Origin of the sequence: Mycobacterium sp. (genome assembly GCF_036490025.1) — a bacterium.
Lineage (GTDB): Bacteria > Actinomycetota > Actinomycetes > Mycobacteriales > Mycobacteriaceae > Mycobacterium.
Window position 1 is genome coordinate 69,198 of record NZ_DASXEP010000080.1, and the last position, 18,999, is coordinate 88,196.

19 protein-coding genes are annotated in these 18,999 nt (G+C 64.6%); 11 read left to right on the top strand and 8 right to left on the bottom strand.

Annotated features, from left to right (window positions below):
* The first annotated feature begins 13 nt into the window (after window positions 1-13).
* The 6 genes from VGG53_RS09350 (at window position 14) to VGG53_RS09375 (ending at window position 4,906) form a co-directional block, all read left to right on the top strand.
* The gene (locus tag VGG53_RS09350; RefSeq protein ID WP_331517760.1) at window positions 14-604 is read left to right on the top strand and encodes a helix-turn-helix domain-containing protein; all 591 of its coding nucleotides are present in this window, start codon (window positions 14-16) and stop codon (window positions 602-604) included.
* Between the two features lie 167 nt (window positions 605-771).
* Window positions 772-1,446: a hypothetical protein gene (locus tag VGG53_RS09355; RefSeq protein WP_331517761.1), complete on the top strand. Its 675-nt coding sequence runs from the start codon at window positions 772-774 to the stop codon at window positions 1,444-1,446.
* 25 nt (window positions 1,447-1,471) lie between these two features.
* Complete coding sequence (locus VGG53_RS09360) at window positions 1,472-3,028, top strand: DNA polymerase Y family protein (protein ID WP_331517803.1); 1,557 nt, start codon at window positions 1,472-1,474, stop codon at window positions 3,026-3,028.
* A 74-nt stretch (window positions 3,029-3,102) separates the two neighbouring features.
* The gene (locus tag VGG53_RS09365; protein ID WP_331517762.1) at window positions 3,103-3,738 is read left to right on the top strand and encodes a hypothetical protein; all 636 of its coding nucleotides are present in this window, start codon (window positions 3,103-3,105) and stop codon (window positions 3,736-3,738) included.
* Window positions 3,735-4,313, top strand: a complete 579-nt coding sequence (locus VGG53_RS09370; RefSeq protein ID WP_331517763.1) for a hypothetical protein — start codon at window positions 3,735-3,737, stop codon at window positions 4,311-4,313. Before VGG53_RS09365 ends, VGG53_RS09370 begins: the two co-directional genes overlap by 4 nt.
* Window positions 4,310-4,906 carry a hypothetical protein gene (locus VGG53_RS09375; RefSeq protein ID WP_331517764.1) on the top strand — a complete coding sequence of 199 codons (597 nt, stop codon included), beginning with the start codon at window positions 4,310-4,312 and terminating at the stop codon, window positions 4,904-4,906. Before VGG53_RS09370 ends, VGG53_RS09375 begins: the two co-directional genes overlap by 4 nt.
* Here VGG53_RS09375 and VGG53_RS09380 read toward each other — a convergent pair.
* The 7 genes from VGG53_RS09380 to VGG53_RS09410 form a co-directional block, all read right to left on the bottom strand.
* Window positions 4,877-6,178 (bottom strand): hypothetical protein, encoded by a 1,302-nt coding sequence (locus VGG53_RS09380; RefSeq protein ID WP_331517765.1) that lies wholly within the window; start codon window positions 6,176-6,178, stop codon window positions 4,877-4,879. The genes VGG53_RS09375 and VGG53_RS09380 overlap by 30 nt on opposite strands.
* Window positions 6,179-6,232: 54 nt before the next feature.
* Window positions 6,233-7,270 carry a nucleoside hydrolase gene (locus VGG53_RS09385; protein WP_331517766.1) on the bottom strand — a complete coding sequence of 346 codons (1,038 nt, stop codon included), beginning with the start codon at window positions 7,268-7,270 and terminating at the stop codon, window positions 6,233-6,235.
* A 23-nt stretch (window positions 7,271-7,293) separates the two neighbouring features.
* Window positions 7,294-9,318 carry an SDR family oxidoreductase gene (locus VGG53_RS09390; protein WP_331517767.1) on the bottom strand — a complete coding sequence of 675 codons (2,025 nt, stop codon included), beginning with the start codon at window positions 9,316-9,318 and terminating at the stop codon, window positions 7,294-7,296.
* Window positions 9,319-9,381: 63 nt separating this feature from the next.
* On the bottom strand, window positions 9,382-12,282 hold the full coding sequence (locus VGG53_RS09395; protein ID WP_331517768.1) for an MMPL family transporter: 2,901 nt from the start codon (window positions 12,280-12,282) through the stop codon (window positions 9,382-9,384).
* A complete protein-coding gene (locus VGG53_RS09400) occupies window positions 12,279-12,719 on the bottom strand; it encodes an MmpS family transport accessory protein (protein WP_331517770.1) in 441 nt (146 codons plus the stop codon). The genes VGG53_RS09395 and VGG53_RS09400 overlap by 4 nt, the downstream gene beginning before the upstream one ends.
* Window positions 12,716-13,315: a TetR/AcrR family transcriptional regulator gene (locus VGG53_RS09405; protein WP_331517771.1), complete on the bottom strand. Its 600-nt coding sequence runs from the start codon at window positions 13,313-13,315 to the stop codon at window positions 12,716-12,718. The genes VGG53_RS09400 and VGG53_RS09405 overlap by 4 nt, the downstream gene beginning before the upstream one ends.
* 68 nt (window positions 13,316-13,383) lie before the next feature.
* Complete coding sequence (locus VGG53_RS09410; RefSeq protein ID WP_331517772.1) at window positions 13,384-14,094, bottom strand: histidine phosphatase family protein; 711 nt, start codon at window positions 14,092-14,094, stop codon at window positions 13,384-13,386.
* A 173-nt stretch (window positions 14,095-14,267) separates the two neighbouring features.
* On the opposite strand from VGG53_RS09410, the gene VGG53_RS09415 reads away from it, so the two are divergent.
* From VGG53_RS09415 to VGG53_RS09430, 4 genes are all read left to right on the top strand, one after another.
* On the top strand, window positions 14,268-15,140 hold the full coding sequence (locus VGG53_RS09415; RefSeq protein WP_331517804.1) for a MaoC/PaaZ C-terminal domain-containing protein: 873 nt from the start codon (window positions 14,268-14,270) through the stop codon (window positions 15,138-15,140).
* Between the two features lie 28 nt (window positions 15,141-15,168).
* On the top strand, window positions 15,169-15,408 hold the full coding sequence (locus VGG53_RS09420; RefSeq protein ID WP_331517773.1) for a hypothetical protein: 240 nt from the start codon (window positions 15,169-15,171) through the stop codon (window positions 15,406-15,408).
* 150 nt (window positions 15,409-15,558) lie between these two features.
* A complete protein-coding gene (locus VGG53_RS09425; protein ID WP_331517774.1) occupies window positions 15,559-16,362 on the top strand; it encodes a helix-turn-helix transcriptional regulator in 804 nt (267 codons plus the stop codon).
* Window positions 16,362-16,763 (top strand): PaaI family thioesterase, encoded by a 402-nt coding sequence (locus VGG53_RS09430; protein ID WP_331517775.1) that lies wholly within the window; start codon window positions 16,362-16,364, stop codon window positions 16,761-16,763. Before VGG53_RS09425 ends, VGG53_RS09430 begins: the two co-directional genes overlap by 1 nt.
* On the opposite strand, the gene otsB is transcribed toward VGG53_RS09430, so the two are convergent.
* Window positions 16,764-17,888 carry a trehalose-phosphatase gene (gene otsB, locus VGG53_RS09435; protein ID WP_331517776.1) on the bottom strand — a complete coding sequence of 375 codons (1,125 nt, stop codon included), beginning with the start codon at window positions 17,886-17,888 and terminating at the stop codon, window positions 16,764-16,766.
* Between the two features lie 336 nt (window positions 17,889-18,224).
* Here otsB and VGG53_RS09440 point away from each other — a divergent pair, with 336 nt between their 5' ends.
* A complete protein-coding gene (locus VGG53_RS09440; RefSeq protein ID WP_331517777.1) occupies window positions 18,225-18,998 on the top strand; it encodes a GH25 family lysozyme in 774 nt (257 codons plus the stop codon).
* The last annotated feature ends 1 nt before the right edge of the window (window position 18,999 follow it).

Here is an 18,999-nt window from a genome sequence, read left to right on the forward strand (position 1 = left end):
AGGGTTTGGTACCTTGTCGATTGTTGAACCGCGGCGATCCGCCTCCGATCACGGTGATCTTTCCAATCGTATCCTGGACGCGGCCCGACGACTCGTTCTCAGGACGGGCGCCCGCAAATTGTCGCTGTCTGACGTGGCCTCGCTCGCCGGAGTGTCACGGCCGACCATCTATCGCTACTTCGCGTCAAAAGAGGACTTGATCGATGCGCTGGGAACACAGGAGCGGCGGCGATTCGACGCGGCGATGGAACGGGCGATGAGCGACGTCGCCGGCGTCGCACGATTGGAGGCTGCGCTCGATGTGGTGGCGACTTTTGTGGAAGATCAGCCGCCCGGGCGCCAACTCGACCTGGATCCCGGATTCGCGCTGGAACAGATGGCGCAGGCGTTGCCCATGATCACCGATAGGTTGGCGGTGGTATTACGGCTGTGTGCACGTGAAGGCGGGATCGCCGCCGCGACGAGCGCTCGCGGACTTGCTGGTGCGATCGCGCGAGTGGGGTTGAGCCACTACATGTTTCCCGATGTCGACCCGAAGGCGGTGCGCGAGCAGATCCGCGCCGCGGCCGGTCTTCCTGATACGCCTGGTGGGAGGACGCGTTGACCAACGCATCGGCTGGAACAACGTGCCGGTGCGCATATTGGCCTGAGTTAGCTGCTGGCCTCTGCGGAACGCTTCCGCTTGACCTTGTCGGTGGGTGGGTATTGACTGATTGTGTTCGAACAAACATTCGAACATCAGGAGTAACACCCGTACCGCAGGAGTAGCTGATGACGGCGATGCTTGCTTCCCAACAGCCGCCTATTGACCGTGCTGAACAGCTGAAACAGCTGCGACGGCAGATGGCGGCGGTATCCGGGAAGATCGGCTCCCCTCGGCGCGGCCACGCCCACGTGGACGACCTGCTTCCGGATTCGGAGGCCAGGCTTCCGGTTCCGCATTTGCTGACCACCGTGTTGCCCGACGCGTTGCCACGGGGGACGGTTGCGGTGCTCTCGGGTGCCCGTTCGCTGCCGCTGAGCATGGTGGCCGCGGTGACGGCCACCGGCGGGAACGTTGCCATCGTCGGCCAACCGGATGTCGGCCTGCTGGCCGCGGCGGAAATGGGAGCCGATCTGAGCCGGCTTGCGGTGATCCCGGACCCGGGGACCGACCCGGTGGAGGTGGCCGCGGTGCTCATGGACGGGATGGATCTTATCGTGCTGGCGCTGGGAGGGCGGTCGGTGCCGTTGATCCGGGCCCGGGCCGTGGTGGCCCGTGCTCAGCAGAAGGGCTGCACGCTGCTGGTCACCGATGGCGACTGGCAGGGCGCGTCGATACGGCTGAAAGCTCGAGTCTGCGGTTACGAAACGACGTCGGACAAGCCGGGTTTCGGACGAATCAGCAAGGTCCGGCTCGAAGTGTGCGCGGCTGGGCGGGCGATCAGACGGGCTCGGGCGGGGTAAGTCGGTGACCGCACGGGTATTGGCGATGTGGTGCATGGACTGGCCCGCAGTAGCTGCAGCGGCTGCCGCGGGACTGCCCGCGACCGCTCCGGTCGCCGTCACGCTGGCCAACCGGGTGATCGCCTGCTCGTCGGCGGCCCGTTCGGTAGGTGTGCGGCGAGGGCTGCGACGACGCGAGGCGTCGGCCCGCTGTCCGCAACTGCACGTGGTGGCCGCCGATTCCGACCGTGACGCTCGCTTCTTCGAGGGGATCGTCGTGGCGGTGGACGATCTGGTGCCCCGTGCCGAGGTGCTGCGTCCTGGCCTGGTGGTGATGCCGGCCCGCGGGGCGGCCCGCTTTTTCGGGTCCGAGCAGCAGGTCGCCGAGCGGCTGACCGATGCAGTGTCCGCGGCCGGTGCCGAGTGTCAGGTCGGGATAGCCGATCAACTGTCCACCGCGGTCTTCGCCGCCCGCGCCGGCCGTGTCGTGGCGCCGGGAGAAGACGCGCGGTTTCTGTCGGCGTTGTCGATCCGCCAACTCTCCACCGAGCCCAGTCTGTCCGGTCCGGGGCGGACAGATCTGGCGGATCTGTTGTGGCGGATGGGAATCCGCACCATCGGGCAGTTCGCCGCGCTGTCGCGCACCGACGTGGCTTCCCGGTTCGGGGCCGACGCGGTGAGCGCGCACCGGTTCGCCCGCGGTGAGCCCGAACGCGGACCGTCCGGTCGCGAGCCGGCGGCCGAACTCGATGCCGTGCTGCGCTGCGATCCACCGATCGACCGGGTCGATGCTGCGGCATTCGCCGGGCGCTCGTTGGCCGGCGCGTTGCATCAGACGTTGATGGCCGCCGGTGTGGGTTGCACCCGGCTGGCTGTCCATGCCGTCACCGCCAACGGCGAAGAGCTGAGCCGGGTTTGGCGATGCGCCGAGCCGTTGACTGAGGAGGCCACGGCCGACCGGGTGCGCTGGCAGCTGGACGGCTGGTTGAACACCCGGATTTTCGTGGATCGACCTACCGCGGCGGTGGTGCTGTTACGGCTGCATGCGGTGGAGGTGGTATCGGCGGGGGCGCTGCAGTTACCGCTATGGGGTGGTCTCGGCGAAGAAGACAGGATGCGGGCCCGTCGAGCGCTGGTGCGGGTGCAGGGCCTGCTCGGTCCGGAGGCGGTGCAAGTGCCGGTGTTGTCCGGTGGTCGCGGGCCGGCCGAGCGCATCACGTTGACACCGCTGGGTGACGAGTTGGTACCGCGCGCCGACGCGTGCCGGCCATGGCCTGGTCAATTGCCGGAGCCATCACCAACGGTGCTGCTCGATGATCCGGTGGAATTGCTTGATGGTCAAGGTAATTCGGTTCGGGTTACCAGCCGCGGGCTGTTCTCCGCCGACCCGGCACGGCTGACCGCCCGCGACCGCGACGACCGGCTGCGCTGGTGGGCCGGACCATGGCCCGTCGACGAACGATGGTGGGATCCGGATCACGCGGGCGGCCGTACCGCACGTGTGCAGGTACTCCTGGACGGCGAGCGGGCAACCGATCCCGGTACCGCGCTGCTACTGTGCTACCGCCAGCGGAGGTGGTATCTGGAGGGAATCTACGAGTAAAATCCGCGCCACCAGCCCCCTGCACAACGGTACGATCAGGCTCAATCCACCAGCGGCCAAGGGGAAGACGCGTCTTGCCTGACATCGAAGACGAACAGCGGACGGTCTGGCAGCGGCTCTCCCTGAAACAGCTGTGCTGGACCGCCCTTGCTGTCATCCTCGTCGCCACGGCTGCGTTCGGCGGCTTGCAGACCGCACACCACGTCACGGCCATCTCGTTGGGCCAGACGTACAACGCCGGGGCATTGCGCGTTACATCGCATTCGGTATCGCTCACCGATCACCGGGACGGATTGCCACGACTGTCGCCGGAATGCCGATTTCTGGTGTTGAACGCGACGATTCAAAACACCGCCAACGAGTCCGTACCCTTCCCGCTCAGCGGCGCATTGGGTGGGGGGCCTGGCGACTGCGCGCCCCAGAAACCCAGGAACAATGAGCTGTTCGCCATCACCGGTAACGCCGGTCGATACGCAGCAGCATTCCGCGGTCACGAGGGCATCGACGTCCCATCCATCGATTCTGGATTCACCAACGATTACTCGGTGGTCTGGGCGGTGTCCACGGCCGAACTGAGGCGCCACCCCGACGTCACCATCCGTATCTACAAAATGTCCACCTATGTCTCGACTTTCATCATCGCCCACCGCTGGGCCGGCGATGCAGACCACTACGCCGAATTGCGAATCCCTACCTCGGAGTTGCCGTGACCGCATGGAGAACGCTATTGCCGGCAGCCCGCTTGGTGCTGGCTGTTGTCCTGCTGGCGACCGCAGGACTGATGTGGTCGTGGCTGCCGACGAAACTGCAGTCATGGGCCCCCATTGACGTACCCGGCACGGTCGGACAACGCGTCGCCGGCCGCAACCTCGCCGTCACCGTCCACCGCGCCTATCTGGCTCGCGAGGTAACCGCGAATGGGACCCATGGACTCAACCGGTTCCCCTCACAAGGTGTGTGGCTCGTGATGATGATCAGCTACGAACCCTTGCTCATGCCGCAAGCACCACGCTTCGACCTTCGAGCCGACGGCAGAACCTTCGATACGAACTTGTCCGGATTCCACGGCATTGCGCAACCCGACCTGCCGATGAGCGGAGCACTGTCCTTCGAGTTGCCGCAAATCCCGCACAGCGCCACCCTGCTGGTCTCCAACAAACTCACCGATAGCAGCACGGCAACCATGGACTTCCAACCGCTGGATTCCCGAGTGGCCATCACCATACCGTTGACGGGTGTAGCGCCGGTAGCCTCGCTGAATCTCAGTGAGCTGAACAAGAAATGAAGGACTGGATCCGCCGCAACGGCCGAGCCCTACTGATCAGTCTCCTGATGACAGAGCTGATCGGGATCACCATCATCCTGCCCGCCTGGCGCGAACACATTGGCTACCAGAAACCCAAGCACACCGTGCCCTATGGTCAGTCCATCGTCCTCGGCGGCATCCGCTGGCAACTCACCCTGGTGAAACCGCCCGATCCCCATGAGCTGCGAGGAGACGATTCCTACTTACCGGAGAACATCTACGACCTCTCACCAAACACCCGGCTGGCCACCTACCTCTTTCAGAGGACCCAGGACGGAAAGCCGGCGAGCCTTCCGGACGGCTTCAGCGTGTGTAGTTCGAGTGCGAACGCGGGCAACCAGCAGTGGACCAAGCAGTCCTACTCGCTGGGGATAACCGAATGGCAATTACAGCGCAACGTCACCACGATCTGTTCCCCCAAATACCGAGAGCCCCTACTGCAAGCGTTCATTGTTCCCAAGGATGTCCATATCACTTCAGTCGATGTCCAGTTCTTGCCGACCTCGTGGGACAACTCAAAGCAGTTGTCGAAGGCGACCGATTTACTGGTGATCCGTTTCGACACCGGATAATTCGTGGCTGACTTGCTCGGCGCGAACCTGGTCGACACAGAACCAGTACGCCGCCGCCACCAGCGAGATACGCAATGGCTCGACGACGGCTCCGACCAGCGCGCGGATGAGTTCTTCGTAGGTTTGCCACCACGGCCATTCGTGCGGGCCGATCAATAGCGCCACCCCCCGCCACAGATAGCCGTCGCTCACCCTCTGATCGAAATATGCACCGTTGGGCGCCAACAACACTGAGCCGGTGAACGCCAGTACAAAAAAAGCAATCGGAAGCGCACCGCCGTGCAAAATCAGTCGCCATGCATCCGCAATCGGCCCGAACCGGCCCAGCTGCGATCGGGTGAACTCGACTGCGCGTCTGCGGATTTCGGCCGGAACTCGCTGCCAGCGGGGTTGAGCTGCGTTTCGGCCGCGCTCGATCACACTACCGACCGCAGATCCGGCCCGCTCGCCCAACAACACTCGCCGCGCGCCCGCCCAGGTCGGCGTAAACGGCGTTCCGTAGACGACTGAACCGATCGCCAGCCAGGCAAGCGCCAGCGCCAACACCGACGCCGTCGCGCCGAGGACGCTTCCCGCTGCATTCCACCAGTGCGCCAGCCAGGCCACATGGGAGAACACCATGTCGCGAACATTGCCCAGCCACACCACGATCCGGCGCTCTCGAATCCACTTGGGGGATCCGAACAGAACGACGGTCGAGGCCTTGACTGCGAAATACAGCCACACCACTTCCAGATAAGCGGCGATGATCAGGCTCCAGCGCGGCAACCGCTCTCGAAATCGGGCCATGAGTTGGCGCAATACGAACGCGATCAGGATTGCGCCCCAAAGATTGGGACCGACGTGAGCGTTGAAAATCGCTTTGGCAGCATCCATCTTCCAGTCGCTGACCAACGCATGGCTCATGCTGGTGATGTAGGTGTAGTAATCCTGGACGATCAACTTCCAGGCGGCGTAGATCACCAAGAACGGCAAAAGTGCCGTCATCACGACATCGAAAACACCCTTGGCCTGCTGCCCGTCAGTCTCAACCCGTTGCAGCCCCGGCACGGCGGAGCGAATGACCAAAAACATGGCCAGGTAAGTCAACAGCCGCGCCAACGGCGCGAGCGGAAGGATCAGGCTTCCCCAGAAATCGCCGTGGCTCAGGCCGAGCTGGATGGCCAGATGCACCGCCCAGTACCGCAGGAACCAGCCGATCAGATAGATGGCAACCAACCAGGGCCAGGTCTGCCACCACAGGCTGATGGTCCGCCGCAGGATCGTGAGCACTGCACCTCCCGGGGCCTAACGATAGCGGCTCGACGGGCAGCGGCAGGGCAGGTTTTAGCCCAGCGACGCGGCGAGTACCCCTACCCGATCGACGAACCGGTCGAAGAACACCGTCGGGTCGACGTCAACGCCGATCAGCGCATTGGGCTTTCGGCCCAAGCGTCCCGACCAATCGGTGACCGTCATGCCGCGGGTCAGCGTGCCCGCCAGCTCGACGTCCACGGTGGCGTGCCGGGTGGCGACGAGCTGCGGGTCCAGTGCGACGGCAGCGGCCAGTGGATCGTGCAAGTGCGCTTGATACCCGTGCCCGAGGCGGTGGTAGGACTCCAGGTAGAAGCGTGTCGCGTCCTCGATCACCCGAATCAGCGCATTGGACGCCGACGACCGGGTGCCCGGCCGGTCCGCGACGCTCAACGCGGTGGTCGTCGCGCCCGCAGCGGTTGCCAGCCTGATCAGGATGTCCGGGGTGATGGTGATCTTTCGGGTCACGTCCAGGCCGCAGAGGATCGGAAGGCTTTGCGGCTCAGCGCCTTCCGCGGGTGACCAGGCGGCGAAGACCTCGGCGGCGGCCTCCGGGTCCACCGCGATGTTCCACTCCGCCACTGGATTTGTGTTGCCGCGATAGTCGTACGCCCCACCCATGATCACCAACCGGCGCAACAGTCTCGGCAGCGCAGGCTCCTTGCGCAGCGCCAGCGCCAGGTTGGTCAGTGGTCCGGTGGCCAGTCCGATCAGCTCTCCCGGATGCTGATGGGCGGCCCGGACCCACTCCGATGCGGCGTCATCGCCGCAGCGGAGACGATTGGTCGGCGGCAGCTCGGCATATCCCAGACCGCGCGGACCGTGGACCGTCCCCGCCAGCAGGGTGCGCGAGTTCAGCGGATGGTCGGCCCCTCTGGACACCGGTACGCCATCGACGCGACAAAGGTCAAGCAGACCGAGATTGTTCTCGCAGACTTGTTCCACCCCAACGTTTCCGCCGGTCGAGGCGATGCCGACCAATTCGGCGTCCGGACTGGCCAGCAGGTAGATCAGTGCAATGGCGTCGTCGACGCCGGTGTCGACATCGGCGAAAACTGGTGCGGCGGACACCGCGGCAACGATACCGGCAGGGACTACCAGTGCACGCCGGGTATCAGGCGAACCGCTCGCTTGACCGGGCCGGGCACCCGGAGACGGGCCACCGCGGCACGGGCAGGTTGTTTTGGACGGCGTGAAGATCGCTGTTCCACACCGGTTTCCGCCGGTGTACCGCCGCGCGCCGCGGCCGAATCCGGATAGCCGAGGTACACCTGATGCAGAATCCGACGTGACAGCTTGGGGGTGAAGTAGTGACCGGCCTCGGAGAGCGTGCCCAACGGGGTGTCGATCCGCAACGGCTTGTCGATCAGTCCGCGTACCACCATCGCGGCCGCGTGTTCGGCGGTGATCGGCGGAACCGGGTTGAGCCGGCGGGACGGTTTGATCATCGGGGTAGCCACCAATGGCATGTGCACATTGGTGAACGTGATGTGGTCGGAAAGCGTTTCGGTGGCAACCACTTCGGAGAAAGCATCGAGCGCGGCCTTGGTGGGCAGATACGAACTGTACTTGGGGCTGCGCGCCTGGACGCCGGCGCTGGAGACATTGACGACGTGACCGAATCGGCGCTCACGCCAGTGTGGCAGCAACGCCAACACCATCCGCACCGCGCCGAAGTAATTGACCGCCATCACCCGCTCGTAGTCATGCAGCCGGTCGGTCTGGTTTACCACGGACCGGCGGATCGAACGGCCCGCGTTGTTCACCAGGTAGTCGACGTGATCGAAGCGGCCCAGGATGTCCTTGACGGTGTGCTCCACCGACGCGGAGTCGGTGACATCGCAGGTGAACGCGTGGGCCTGGCCGCCGTTGGCGCGAATCTCCGCGACCAGATCGTCGAGCGCGTCAGCGTTTCGGGCCAGTGCGAAGACCGTCGCACCTCGTTCGGCGACCGCGATGGCCGATGCCCGGCCGATGCCGCTGGAGGCTCCGGTGATGATCACCTGCCTGCCGACCAGCGCGCCCTGCGGGTCGTCGCGTCGGGCCCGGTCGGGATCGAGATGCTCGGCCCAGTACCGCCACAGCGCGGGTCCGTAGCTGCCGAACTCCGGCACCGCAATCCCCGTGCCGCGCAATGCGTTCTGCGTCTGCTCGGAGTTGAATGTCGGAGCCAAGTCGACGACGTCGAGGACTTCGCCGGGAATGCCCAGTTGGGTGGCGACCATGTTGCGCCAGACCTTCGGCCGGCCACGCACTTTGAGCAAGGGTGCCGCCACCGAGCGGGGCAGTGACCCGCGCAGCGGCGGCAAACCGGCAGCGGCCGCAACCCCCCGATAAATGCCACGCAGCCCAATGGTTTTCGGCGAGGTCAGATGGAAGGTTCGGCCGTCCCAAGAAGGCGAGCCGTCGGCGTGTATCAGCGCGACCATGGCGTCGGCGACGTAGTCGACCGGAACGATGTTGGTGCGAGCGGTGTCGGGCAACATGATCGGCGTCAGCCGGGGCAGCACGGCCAGCTTGGCCAGCACGCCGAAAAAGTAATACGGCCCGTCGATCTTGTCCATCTCGCCGGTGCGCGAATCGCCGACCACGACGGCCGGCCGATAGATCCGGTACCGCAGCCCCGGCGTCGAGCGCACCAGCATCTCGGCTTCGAACTTCGTCTGGTGATACGGCGTCGGCAGCTGTTGACCGATGTCGAAATCGGCTTCGGTGTATTCACCGTGGAAGTCGCCGGCCACCGCGATCGACGAGACGTGGTGCAGCGTGGCATCGAGTCGGCGTGCCAGCTCGATGACGGCACGGGTGCCTTCGACGTTGGCGGCACGTTGCTCGGATTCGGCGGCGGTGATGTCGTAGATCGCCGCGCAGTGCACCACATGATCGACATCCGGGCCCAGCTCGGCGACGGCCTCGTCGGCCAACCCGAGGTTCGGCTCGGTGAGCTCGCCCACCAGCGGTTTTGCCCGCTCACCCCAGTGGCCGGCCAGCTGTTCGAAGCGACTCAGCGATGAGCGGCGAACCATGACCCACACCTCGGCGTCCGGTCGGGTGTCCAGCAGACGGGACACCACGCGGCGCCCAATAAACCCGGTACCGCCGGTAACGACATAACGCATGAGACACATCGTGCGCCCGGCCGGGCGGCACGTCAACGCCGTGTGACGTAATCGTGGCGGGAATCAGCCCGACGCCACCGAGGACTCTTTTTCTTCCGGGTCGTCCCATAGCAGCAGCTGACGAACTGCGGGCCGTGCTCCGTAGGGCTGAAGCATCTGGCTGGCGGGCCGCGGGCGCACCCGTAGCGGCCACCAGAACCAGCGGCCGAGCAGGGTGGCGATCGATGGCGTCATGAAAGAACGGACGATCAACGTGTCGAAGAGCAGGCCGAGACCGATGGTGGTGCCGATCTGGCCGAGGGTCTGCAAACCGCTGAACACGAACCCGCACATGGTGACGGCGAAGACCAGACCCGCGGCGGTCACCACCGAACCGGAGCCGGCCATCGCGCGGATGATGCCGGTCTTGAGCCCCGCGTGGATCTCCTCTTTGAATCGGGAGATCAGCAGCAGGTTGTAGTCGGATCCGACCGCCAGCAGCAGAATGACCGCCAAAGCCAGTACAACCCAATATAATTCGATGCCCAGTATGTACTGCCACACCAACACGGACAAACCGAACGACGCGCCCAGTGACAGCGCCACGGTACCGACGATCACGATGGCGGCGACCAGGCTTCGGGTGATGATCATCATGATCAACAAGATCAGGCTCAGCGAGGCGATCGCGACGATCATGATGTCGTAGTTCGCCATGTCCCCGATGTCTTTGTAGGTCGACGCCGTGCCGCCGAGATAGAAGCTGGCACCCGCCAGTGGCGTGTTCTTCACGGCTTCGTGCGCGGCGAGCCTGATCGGTTCGACGTGGGAGATGGCGGCCGGCTCGGCCGGGTCGCCCTCGTGCGTGATGATCATGCGGGCCGCTTTGCCGTCGGGCGAGACAAACAACTTCAGGCCGCGTTTGAAGTCGGGGTTGGTGAAGACTTCGGGCGGTAGGTAGAACAGGTCGTCGTTCTTGGCTTTGTCGAAGGCCTGCCCGAGTGCGGCCGGGTTGTCGTTGGCGGTCTCGGACTGCTTGTTGATCCCGAGATTGGTGGCGAAGTTCTTCAGCGTCAGCTCGCGATTGACTTCCTGGCTGGCAATCTGCGGTGGAATCAGCCCGACCAGTTGTGGCTGAATCGTGTCGAGCTTATCCAGGCTGACGACCAGGTCTTCGAATTTCTCACTGAGTTGGTCGATGCTGTCAATCGCCTCAAAAGTATTCCGCAGCGCGAAGCATGCCGGGATGTCAAAGCAATGCTTCTCCCAGTAGAAATAGCTGTGCAGCGGCCGGAAGAAGTCATCGAAATTCGCGAGCTTGTCCCGTACCTCCGAAATGATCGCCAGGGTTTCGTGGAACTTCTGGGTCTCCTCATGAGTAGCGCCGGCAAGTTGCTGTTGCAGGGTATATTGCTGTTGCAAGATGCCGATGGTCTTGTCGAGTTCTTGTGACTGTCGCAGCAAGTCGTGCGCGCGGTCCGATTGGTACTTGAGGTTCTGCACCTGCCCTACGCTTTGCTGGCTGATCTGAAACGCGATCGAACTGTGGTCCAGCGGGGCTCCCAGCGGCCGGGTGATGGACTGCACCTGAGCGATACCGGGTATGTGGACAACGCCTTTGGCCACCTTGTCCAACACGAGCATGTCGGCCGGATTACGCAAGTCGTGGTCGGCCTCAATCATCAACAACTCGGGCTCCAGCCGGGCCCGGGAAAAGTGCCGCTCCGCAGCGGTATATCCGACGTTGGCCGCGGCAGTGGCCGGCAGGTAGGGGCGGGTGTCGTAACTGGTCTTGTAGCCGGGCAGGGCGAGTAGACCGATGAGGGCAACGGCGGTCGCCACCACCAGAATGGGCGCCGGCCACCGGACGATCGCGGTGCCGATGCGACGCCAGCCGCGCGTCTGCATCACCCGCTTGGGGTCGAACAGACCGAAGTGACTGGCGATGGTCAGCACGGCCGGGCCCAACGTGAGCGAGGCCAGCAGCGCGATGAGGATGCCGATCGCCGCGGGTATGCCCAAGCTCTGAAAGTACGGCAGCCGAGTGAAACTGAGGCACGCCACTGCGCTGGCGACCGTGAGGCCTGAGCCCAGGACAACGTGAGCGGTGCCGCGATACATCGTGTAGAAGGCGGTTTCCCGCTCTTCGCCGGCGGTGCGCGCTTCCTGATAGCGGCCGACAAAAAATATCGCATAGTCCGTACCCGCGGCGATCACCAACAACGTGAGCAGATTGGTCGCGTACGTCGAGAGCCCCAGAATCCCCGCATTCCCCAGGAACGCAACGAATCCCCGCGCCGCTGCCATCTCGATGAGGACGGTCGCAAGAACCAGGAGCGTGGTCACGAACGATCGGTAGACGAAAAACAGCATCACCGCGATCACCGCGACGGTCAGCGCGGTGACTTTGTTGGAGCCCTTGCTGCCCTCGGTGAACTGATCGGCGATAAGTGGGGCCGCTCCGGTCAGGTAGGCCTTGACGCCTTTCGGCGGCTGGATGTGATCCATCGTGGCGCGCACGGCGTCGACGGACTCGTTGGCCTTCGCCTCGCCCTGATTTCCGGCCAAGAAAAGCTGAACGTAAGCCGCCTTGCCGTCGCTGCTCTGCGATCCCGCCGCCGTCAGCGTGTCGCCCCAGAAGTCCTGAATGTGCTGGACGTGCTGTTTGTCCTGTTCCAGTTTGTGGATCAACGTGTCATAAAATTTATGCGCATCGGCCCCGAGCGGCTGATCGCCTTCCAGGACGATCATCGCTGAACTGTCACTGTCGAACTCGTGGAAGACCTTGCCGATGTGTTTGAACGCCTGATACGACGGCGCATCGGCGGAGCTGAGGCCGACGTTGTGTTGTCGCCCGACTTCTTCTAGTTGCGGCACAAGGATATTCGGTATGGCGGCCAAGGCGATCCAGAACAACAGGATCGGCACGGCCAGCCGGCGGATGGCGTGGGCGCTTCTGGGCCGATGGTCGCTGTGATTACTCATCCGGACTTGTCCAGGCAGAAGGTGTAGGCATTCAATTCGTTGACGGTCCTTTCGTCTTTGACGACGCCGTTGACGATGATGCGGCAGCCCAAGGTGCTGCCGTTGCCCTGCGCCACCAGGTTGGCGATGACCGCCGGGTCAGTGGTGGTGATGGTGTAGGACCACGGCAGCGGTGCGTTGTCGACCCGTTGTGGGGCGGCATGGACATCTTGGTAGTTGATGGTTGCCGTTGCGCCCGGGGCGCCGAAAACTTCGTAGACAACGGATTTGGGGTTGAACGGAACGATCTCGTCGGAGACTCCGCTGGCGTGTGACGAGTCCTTGTGCGAGCCGAAGACGCCGTGCAGTCGGTAGACGGCGAATCCGGCAAGAGCGACCACCGCGAGGGCGACCAGAATCATCCAGCGCCGCCTGACCAAGCGGGAAATGCGGCTCATCCGTTCACCTTTCGGGTAAGGCTCGGGATGATGACGTCGTCGACAAGGGCTTGCACGGTGTGTTCAGTGGGCGGCCGGTTGGGCATGATGGATCGAAAGATCAGATAGCCGGGCAGCAGGTCCCAGAGCTCGTCGCGGATCACGGCGTGGTCGATCTCGCCGCGGTCGGCCGCCTGGCGCAGGACCTCCTGGATCAGGGCCTTGCGTTGATCGAGGAACTGGCTCTGCATCGCGTCGTGGAGCGCCGGATGGCGCGACACCTCGACCATGACTGCGCGGATGGTGCCGGCCTGCTGTCCTACGTGCTGGCGGATCACCTCTCCCAGCCGCAGCAGATCGCCGCGCAACGTGCCGGTGCAGGGAGCGACCGCAACCTGGCGGCAACCCTCGATGAATGCGGCCAACACCAGTTCGGCTTTCGACGGCCAGCGCCGGTACACGGTCGCCTTACTGGCGCGTGCCTTGGCGGCTACCGCATCGATGGTCAACCGCTCATAGCCATGCTCCTGCAGCAGCTGCAGTGTGACGTCGAGCAGCTCGGTTTCCCGCGGCGACCAGGGCGAAGACTGCGCACCGGGCCGGGCAGTCTGGGTCACAGCGCATACCTTAGGGCGCTGGGGGCAGTACTGTCCAGTACCGTACCGTTGGGAGCGGCACGCTCAGCTCAGTAGCTGAAGTCCCGGATCCCGTCCCAGTCGACCAATGTCCAGCCTGCCGCCGGGCTGCCGGTGATCACCACCCGGCCGAGGTTGGGCAGCGGATGGCTCTTCGTCAGGCTGTTTTTGGGGTTTTTGACGTTCAACAGGGTCCAGTACATGATCGACTCGGCGTGCGCGAACGCGACCGGCTTGCTGTTGCCGCTGTCGTAGATCTTTTGGACGGCGCCGGTGAACTGGTCGTTGAACTCTTCGCCGCTGATCGACCCGGGAACCGCGTCCTTGAGATCGCCGTTCAACCAATCTCCCGGTGCGATCAGATAGGTCAGCTCGGCTCGTTTCGTCGGCGTGTTGTTGTAGTGGCCCGCGTCGATTTCGCGTAGACCAGGCAGGATTTCGACCCGCTTGCCCAGCGCGTGGGCCAGCGGCTCCGCGGTCTGTTGGGTGCGGACCATGTCGGAGGCGTAGATGCCGTCGAAGTTGTTGTGGCTGAGCTGATGGGCAAGTTGTTCGGCGTGGGCTTGGCCTGCCTCGCTGAGATCCGGTCCGGGAATGTCGGTGTTGATGACGTGCTGGGCGTTGCTCTGCGACTCGGCATGCCGGATGAAGGTCAAGGTGATGCTGCGTATGTGTGGTGACCCCGAGCAGGCGCTGACGGTGATAACGGCAGCGAGTGCGGCAGCAGCCTTCCAGAGGACAGTGCGGGTGCGGTTGCGCATGTAGACAGCCTGCCCTGCCGGGGGCGACGGCGTGAAGTGTTTGCCAGGGTTGGGCCAAGAAATCGTGGTGAGTGGTCGCGCTTCGCCGACCACATCGTCGAGTGATGAAATAGCGGGGACCAAGAGGGGCCCGCCGAGCTTGGCCGATGAATCCGACCGAAGAGGAGACCCGAATGGCGATCGACCCGAATGCCGTCGGCGCGACGACCGAACCAATGTTCTTCGAGTGGACCGACCGCGACACGCTGCTCTATGCGCTCGGTGTCGGCGCCGGGCTCGAAGACTTGTCGTTCACCACGGAGAACAGCCATGACATCGATCAGCAGGTACTGCCCACCTACGCGGTGATCTGCTGTCCGGCGTTCGGTGCTGCCGGCAAGGTCGGGTCGTTCAACTGGGCCATGCTTTTGCACGGATCTCAGGGGATCCGGCTGCACGCGCCGCTGCCGGCCGCGGGCACGCTGTCGGTTGTCACCGAGGTGGCCGACATTCAGGACAAGGGCGAGGGCAAGAACGCCATCATCATGTTGCGCGGCCGCGGCAGTGATCCTGACACCGGGACTTTGGTCGCCGAGACGCTGACCACGCTGGTGATTCGTGGCGAGGGCGGCTTCGGCGGAGAGCCGGGCCAGCGGCCGGTGGCGCCGGAAATCCCCGACCGCGAGCCGGACGCCCGGGTCGCGTTGCCCACCCGCGAAGATCAGCCGCTGATCTACCGGCTCTCCGGCGATCGCAACCCGCTGCACAGCGACCCGTGGTTCGCCAAGGAACTGGCCGGTTTCCCCAAGCCGATCATGCACGGCCTGTGTACCTACGGGTTCTCCGGTCGCGCGCTGATCGCAGAGCTCGGCAATGGCAACGCCAATGCGATCACGGCGATCGATGCGCGGTTCACCAAACCGGTCTTTCCCGGCGAGACACTGACGACGCTGATCTGGCGCACCGCGCCCGGCAAAGCGGTGTTCCGCACCGAGGCTGCCGGGCCGGATGGCAGCAATGCGCGGCTGGTACTGGAGGACGGCGCGGTGGAGTACACCGAGGTTTAACGGGGCCGCGAACGTGGCAGCCTGCGGCATGGCATTCAAACTCACGTACAGCGACGGGCAATCCACCGACTACGACGACAGCACCAAATGGGAAGTCGACGACGGGGTCGTCAAGTTGGGACGCGCGGACGGCAACTGGACCGTTTACGTCTCGCCGAGTCATTGGGCAACGCTGGAACTGGCGACCGGCGAAGACAAGGGCGACGGGGACGGCGAAAAGAAGAAAAAAGACGACGAGAAGTCAGACGACGACGACAAGGACAGTTGACGTCGTTTCGGCAACGTGAATGACCAACCGGAGCCGCTTCACCGTTGGATGCCGCGCGGCTCCGCCCAGCCTCGATCGCCGGCTGTGATGATTCGATGCTTACCCGACAGGTAATGGTGGCGATGATTCGGCGCAGCTAGCATCGGGCCGATGACAACCCTGGCCCGCAGCGCTCGGTCAGCGCCGGCAGTCGGCCAGCTGCTGCGTGAGTGGCGGGAGCGACGCCGAATAAGCCAGCTCGACTTGTCGATTCAGGCCGAGATCTCTGCTCGGCACCTGAGCTTCGTGGAGACCGGACGCTCGCAGCCGACCCCGGGCATGATCCTGCGGCTCAGCGAACAACTCGACGTGCCGCTGCGTGAGCGCAACGCGCTGCTACTGGCCGGCGGTTATGCGCCCGCCTATCCCGAACACTCGCTTGACGAGCCGGAGTTGACCAGGCTGCGGGCCGCGTTGCGCCAGATCCTGACCGGCCACGAGCCGTATCCGGCGCTGGTGGTCAACCGATGGTGGGAGATGCTGGACGGCAACGCCGCCGTCGCGGTGCTGATCGACGGATGCGACCCCGCATTGCTCACGCCGCCGGTGAACGCATTGCGCGTCTCACTGCACCCGGACGGCATGGCATCCCGGATCGCGAATCTGGGGGAGTGGCGCGCGCATATTCTCGAACGATTGCACCGGCAAGTGCAGACCACGCGCGACCCGCGGCTGGTCGAGTTGCTTGCCGAGTTGTCGGCCTACCCGGGCGGCGAGGCCGAGCGCCCCGAGCTGACCGACGTCGCGGTCCCGTTGCGCTTGCGGCACAACGGAAGAGAGTTGGCGTTCTTCAGCATGACCGCGGTCGTCGGCGCGCCGCTGGATGTCACGGTCGCCGAAGTGGCTATCGAGTCGTTCTATCCCGCCGACGCGGACACCGCCGAGGCGCTGCGCGCAATGGGAGGGTTGAGCTGATGACCGACACCGCAGCGACGGAAATGATCCACGCGCTGGTGCCGCTGTGCGTGACGCTGGGCATCACCGCGGACGCCGCCGGCCCCGAGGAGGTGGTGCTGAGCCTGGATTGGGCGCCGAATCTGTGCACGGGCAACGACGTGCTGCACGGCGGAATCGTGATGGCACTGGCGGATTCGGCGGGAGCGGGATGCGCGTTCCTGAATCTCCCCGAGGGGGCGGCAGGAACCACAACCATCGAATCCAAGACCAACTTTCTTGCAGCGACGCGCTCGGGCACCGTCAAGGCGCACAGCCACCCGCTGCACATCGGCAAGCGGGTCATCGTGGTCGAAACGGAAATCCGTGGCGAGGACGGCAAACTGGCCGCCAAAACGATTCAATCGCAGGCGGTCCTGTGATCAGTGCGCGAGTCGGCGCGCGAGCCGCTCGGTGAAGTCCCGCACCCGGTCGGGGTCGTCCAGCGCGTAACGGGCGGCGGTGGCGCGATCCCCGTCTTCGTTGTGACGCACCAGGATTGCGATGCCGTCGTCGTCCACCGCGTCAAAGGCATCCTCGTCGGTGATGTCGTCACCGAGATAGATCGGCAGCAGCGGTCCGGATCCTTCGTTGTCGCGGATGTAGTCGAGCACCCAACGCAAGGTTTTTCCCTTGTCCCAGTCGATATTCGGACGTAGCTCGATGACTTCACGGCCTGTCGTGACGCGAAGGGCGCTTCGCTGCCCGGCGCTTCGCACCGCCGCGGCCACCTCGCCGACCCGGTCACGCGCGGCGTTGCGGTAGTGCACGGCCACACCGAATCGCTTGTGCTCCACCACCACACCCGGAATGTGACCGAGCTGGTCGGTCAGCCCGGCAGCGGCATCGGCCAGCACCGGGATACTTGCCGCCGCCTCCGCGTTCTGGTGGTGTGCGCCGTCGGGTCCGGTCAGCTCGAAACCGTGGCTGCCCGCATACCAGATGCCGGGCAGGCCGATCCTGTCCCGCACGTCGGCCAGGTCGCGTCCGCTCAGAACCGCCACCGGGCATGCAGTGCTCAGCGACGTCAACGCCTCCGCCGTGCCGTCGGCCAGTCGGGCCGAGTGGGGGTCCTCGACGATCTCGGAAAGCGTGCCGTCGAAGTCGAAGAACACCGCGGGGTGTCGTCCGGCCAGGCTCAGGGCCTGCAGGCCATCGGGCAGCTCCGACATCCGCCGGTCCCCGGTGCGGACCAGGATGTCGCTCGGATCTTTGACCACCGCGTCGGCGCCGCAGCCGGTCAAGGCGTCATTGTGACCGCTCGGGTCGATGCCGATCACAAGCGCGAAGCCGCCGGCCCGCGCGGCCGTCACGCCGTCTTCGGCGCGGGTCACCACGGCGCACCGGCCCGGCCGCACCGCCAGCCGGTTCGCCGCCTCGAGCAGTTCTGCGGCTTCAGACCGGGCGTAGCGCACGCCGGCGTCGCGCAGCCGTGCCACAAGATCGGTCGAGCCGTCGAGGTCGAACAGCACCGCCTCGAGACGGCGCGGGTCGATGATGACCGACATTCGCCGCCCCGCCTTTCCGGCCCTTGGCCGCGTCCGTTCCGAATCGTCAAGCTACCGCCCAGCTACACCTGTGTCATACCTCGAACCTTAAACTTGATGAGGCTCTCCCATCAAAGGATTCGACTGGTGACGCAACGCGACCGAAAACACAGAGGGGATTTCATCAATGGATAAAAAGGGCAGGCCGACTCGCGCCGGGCAAGTCTTTCGGCAGGCCGGAGCGGTCGCGACCGCGGTAACGACCGACGACGGGCTGCACTGGGAAGTGCGTCGCGAGCGCGACGGGTTGATCCGCGTTACGAAATGCCTTGCCGACATGAGCCATTGGAGCAAAACGTGACGCTCTTCTACCCGGATTGCAGCAACAACAACTGGTCATCCACGCAGGCCGCGATCAACTTCCTGGAACAACTCGTGCCAGAAGGCTTCAGTGGCATGTGCCACAAGGTATCCGAGGGCAACTATTACGAGGACCCCTACTGGCCGACGGTCCAGCAATGGTGCCAGCACAACAACCTTCCACTCATCGGCTACCACTATGTGACCACCGACGACCCTGCCTCGCAGGCTCAAACCTGGCGGGGCAACAACGGCGGGACGCCGGCGATGCTGGACTGGGAGGTAAACGGTGGCGACATGTCGAACCTGACCGCCGTAGTCGGCGCGTTCAACGCCGCCGGGATTACCGTACAGCTGGGCTACTACCCACAGTGGTACTGGAGCCAGCACGGCGGAGCGAACCTTTCCGGTCTGGCCAATGCCCTGGTGTCCTCTGCATACCCGAACGGCTCCGGTTACGCCTCAACCATTTACGCGAACTCGGGTGGCAATTCGGGCGCGGGATGGGCACCCTACGGGGGCGCCACGCCGGCCGCGTGGCAGTTCACCGACAGCGCCGACATCGCAGGCTTCACGGTCGATTGCAACGCCTACCTGGGCGCCGACATACGGGTCCTGTTCGGCACCGCGCCCACGCCCACACCAGCACCCGACACCAGCACTATTGCAGAAGCCGCAGCGCAGTCGATGTCGACTTCGCACAGCGCAAGCGCGCAACGTCCTGGCGGCCGTCGCCGGAAACCGACCACAGGAAAGCGGAACCGGCGTTAGA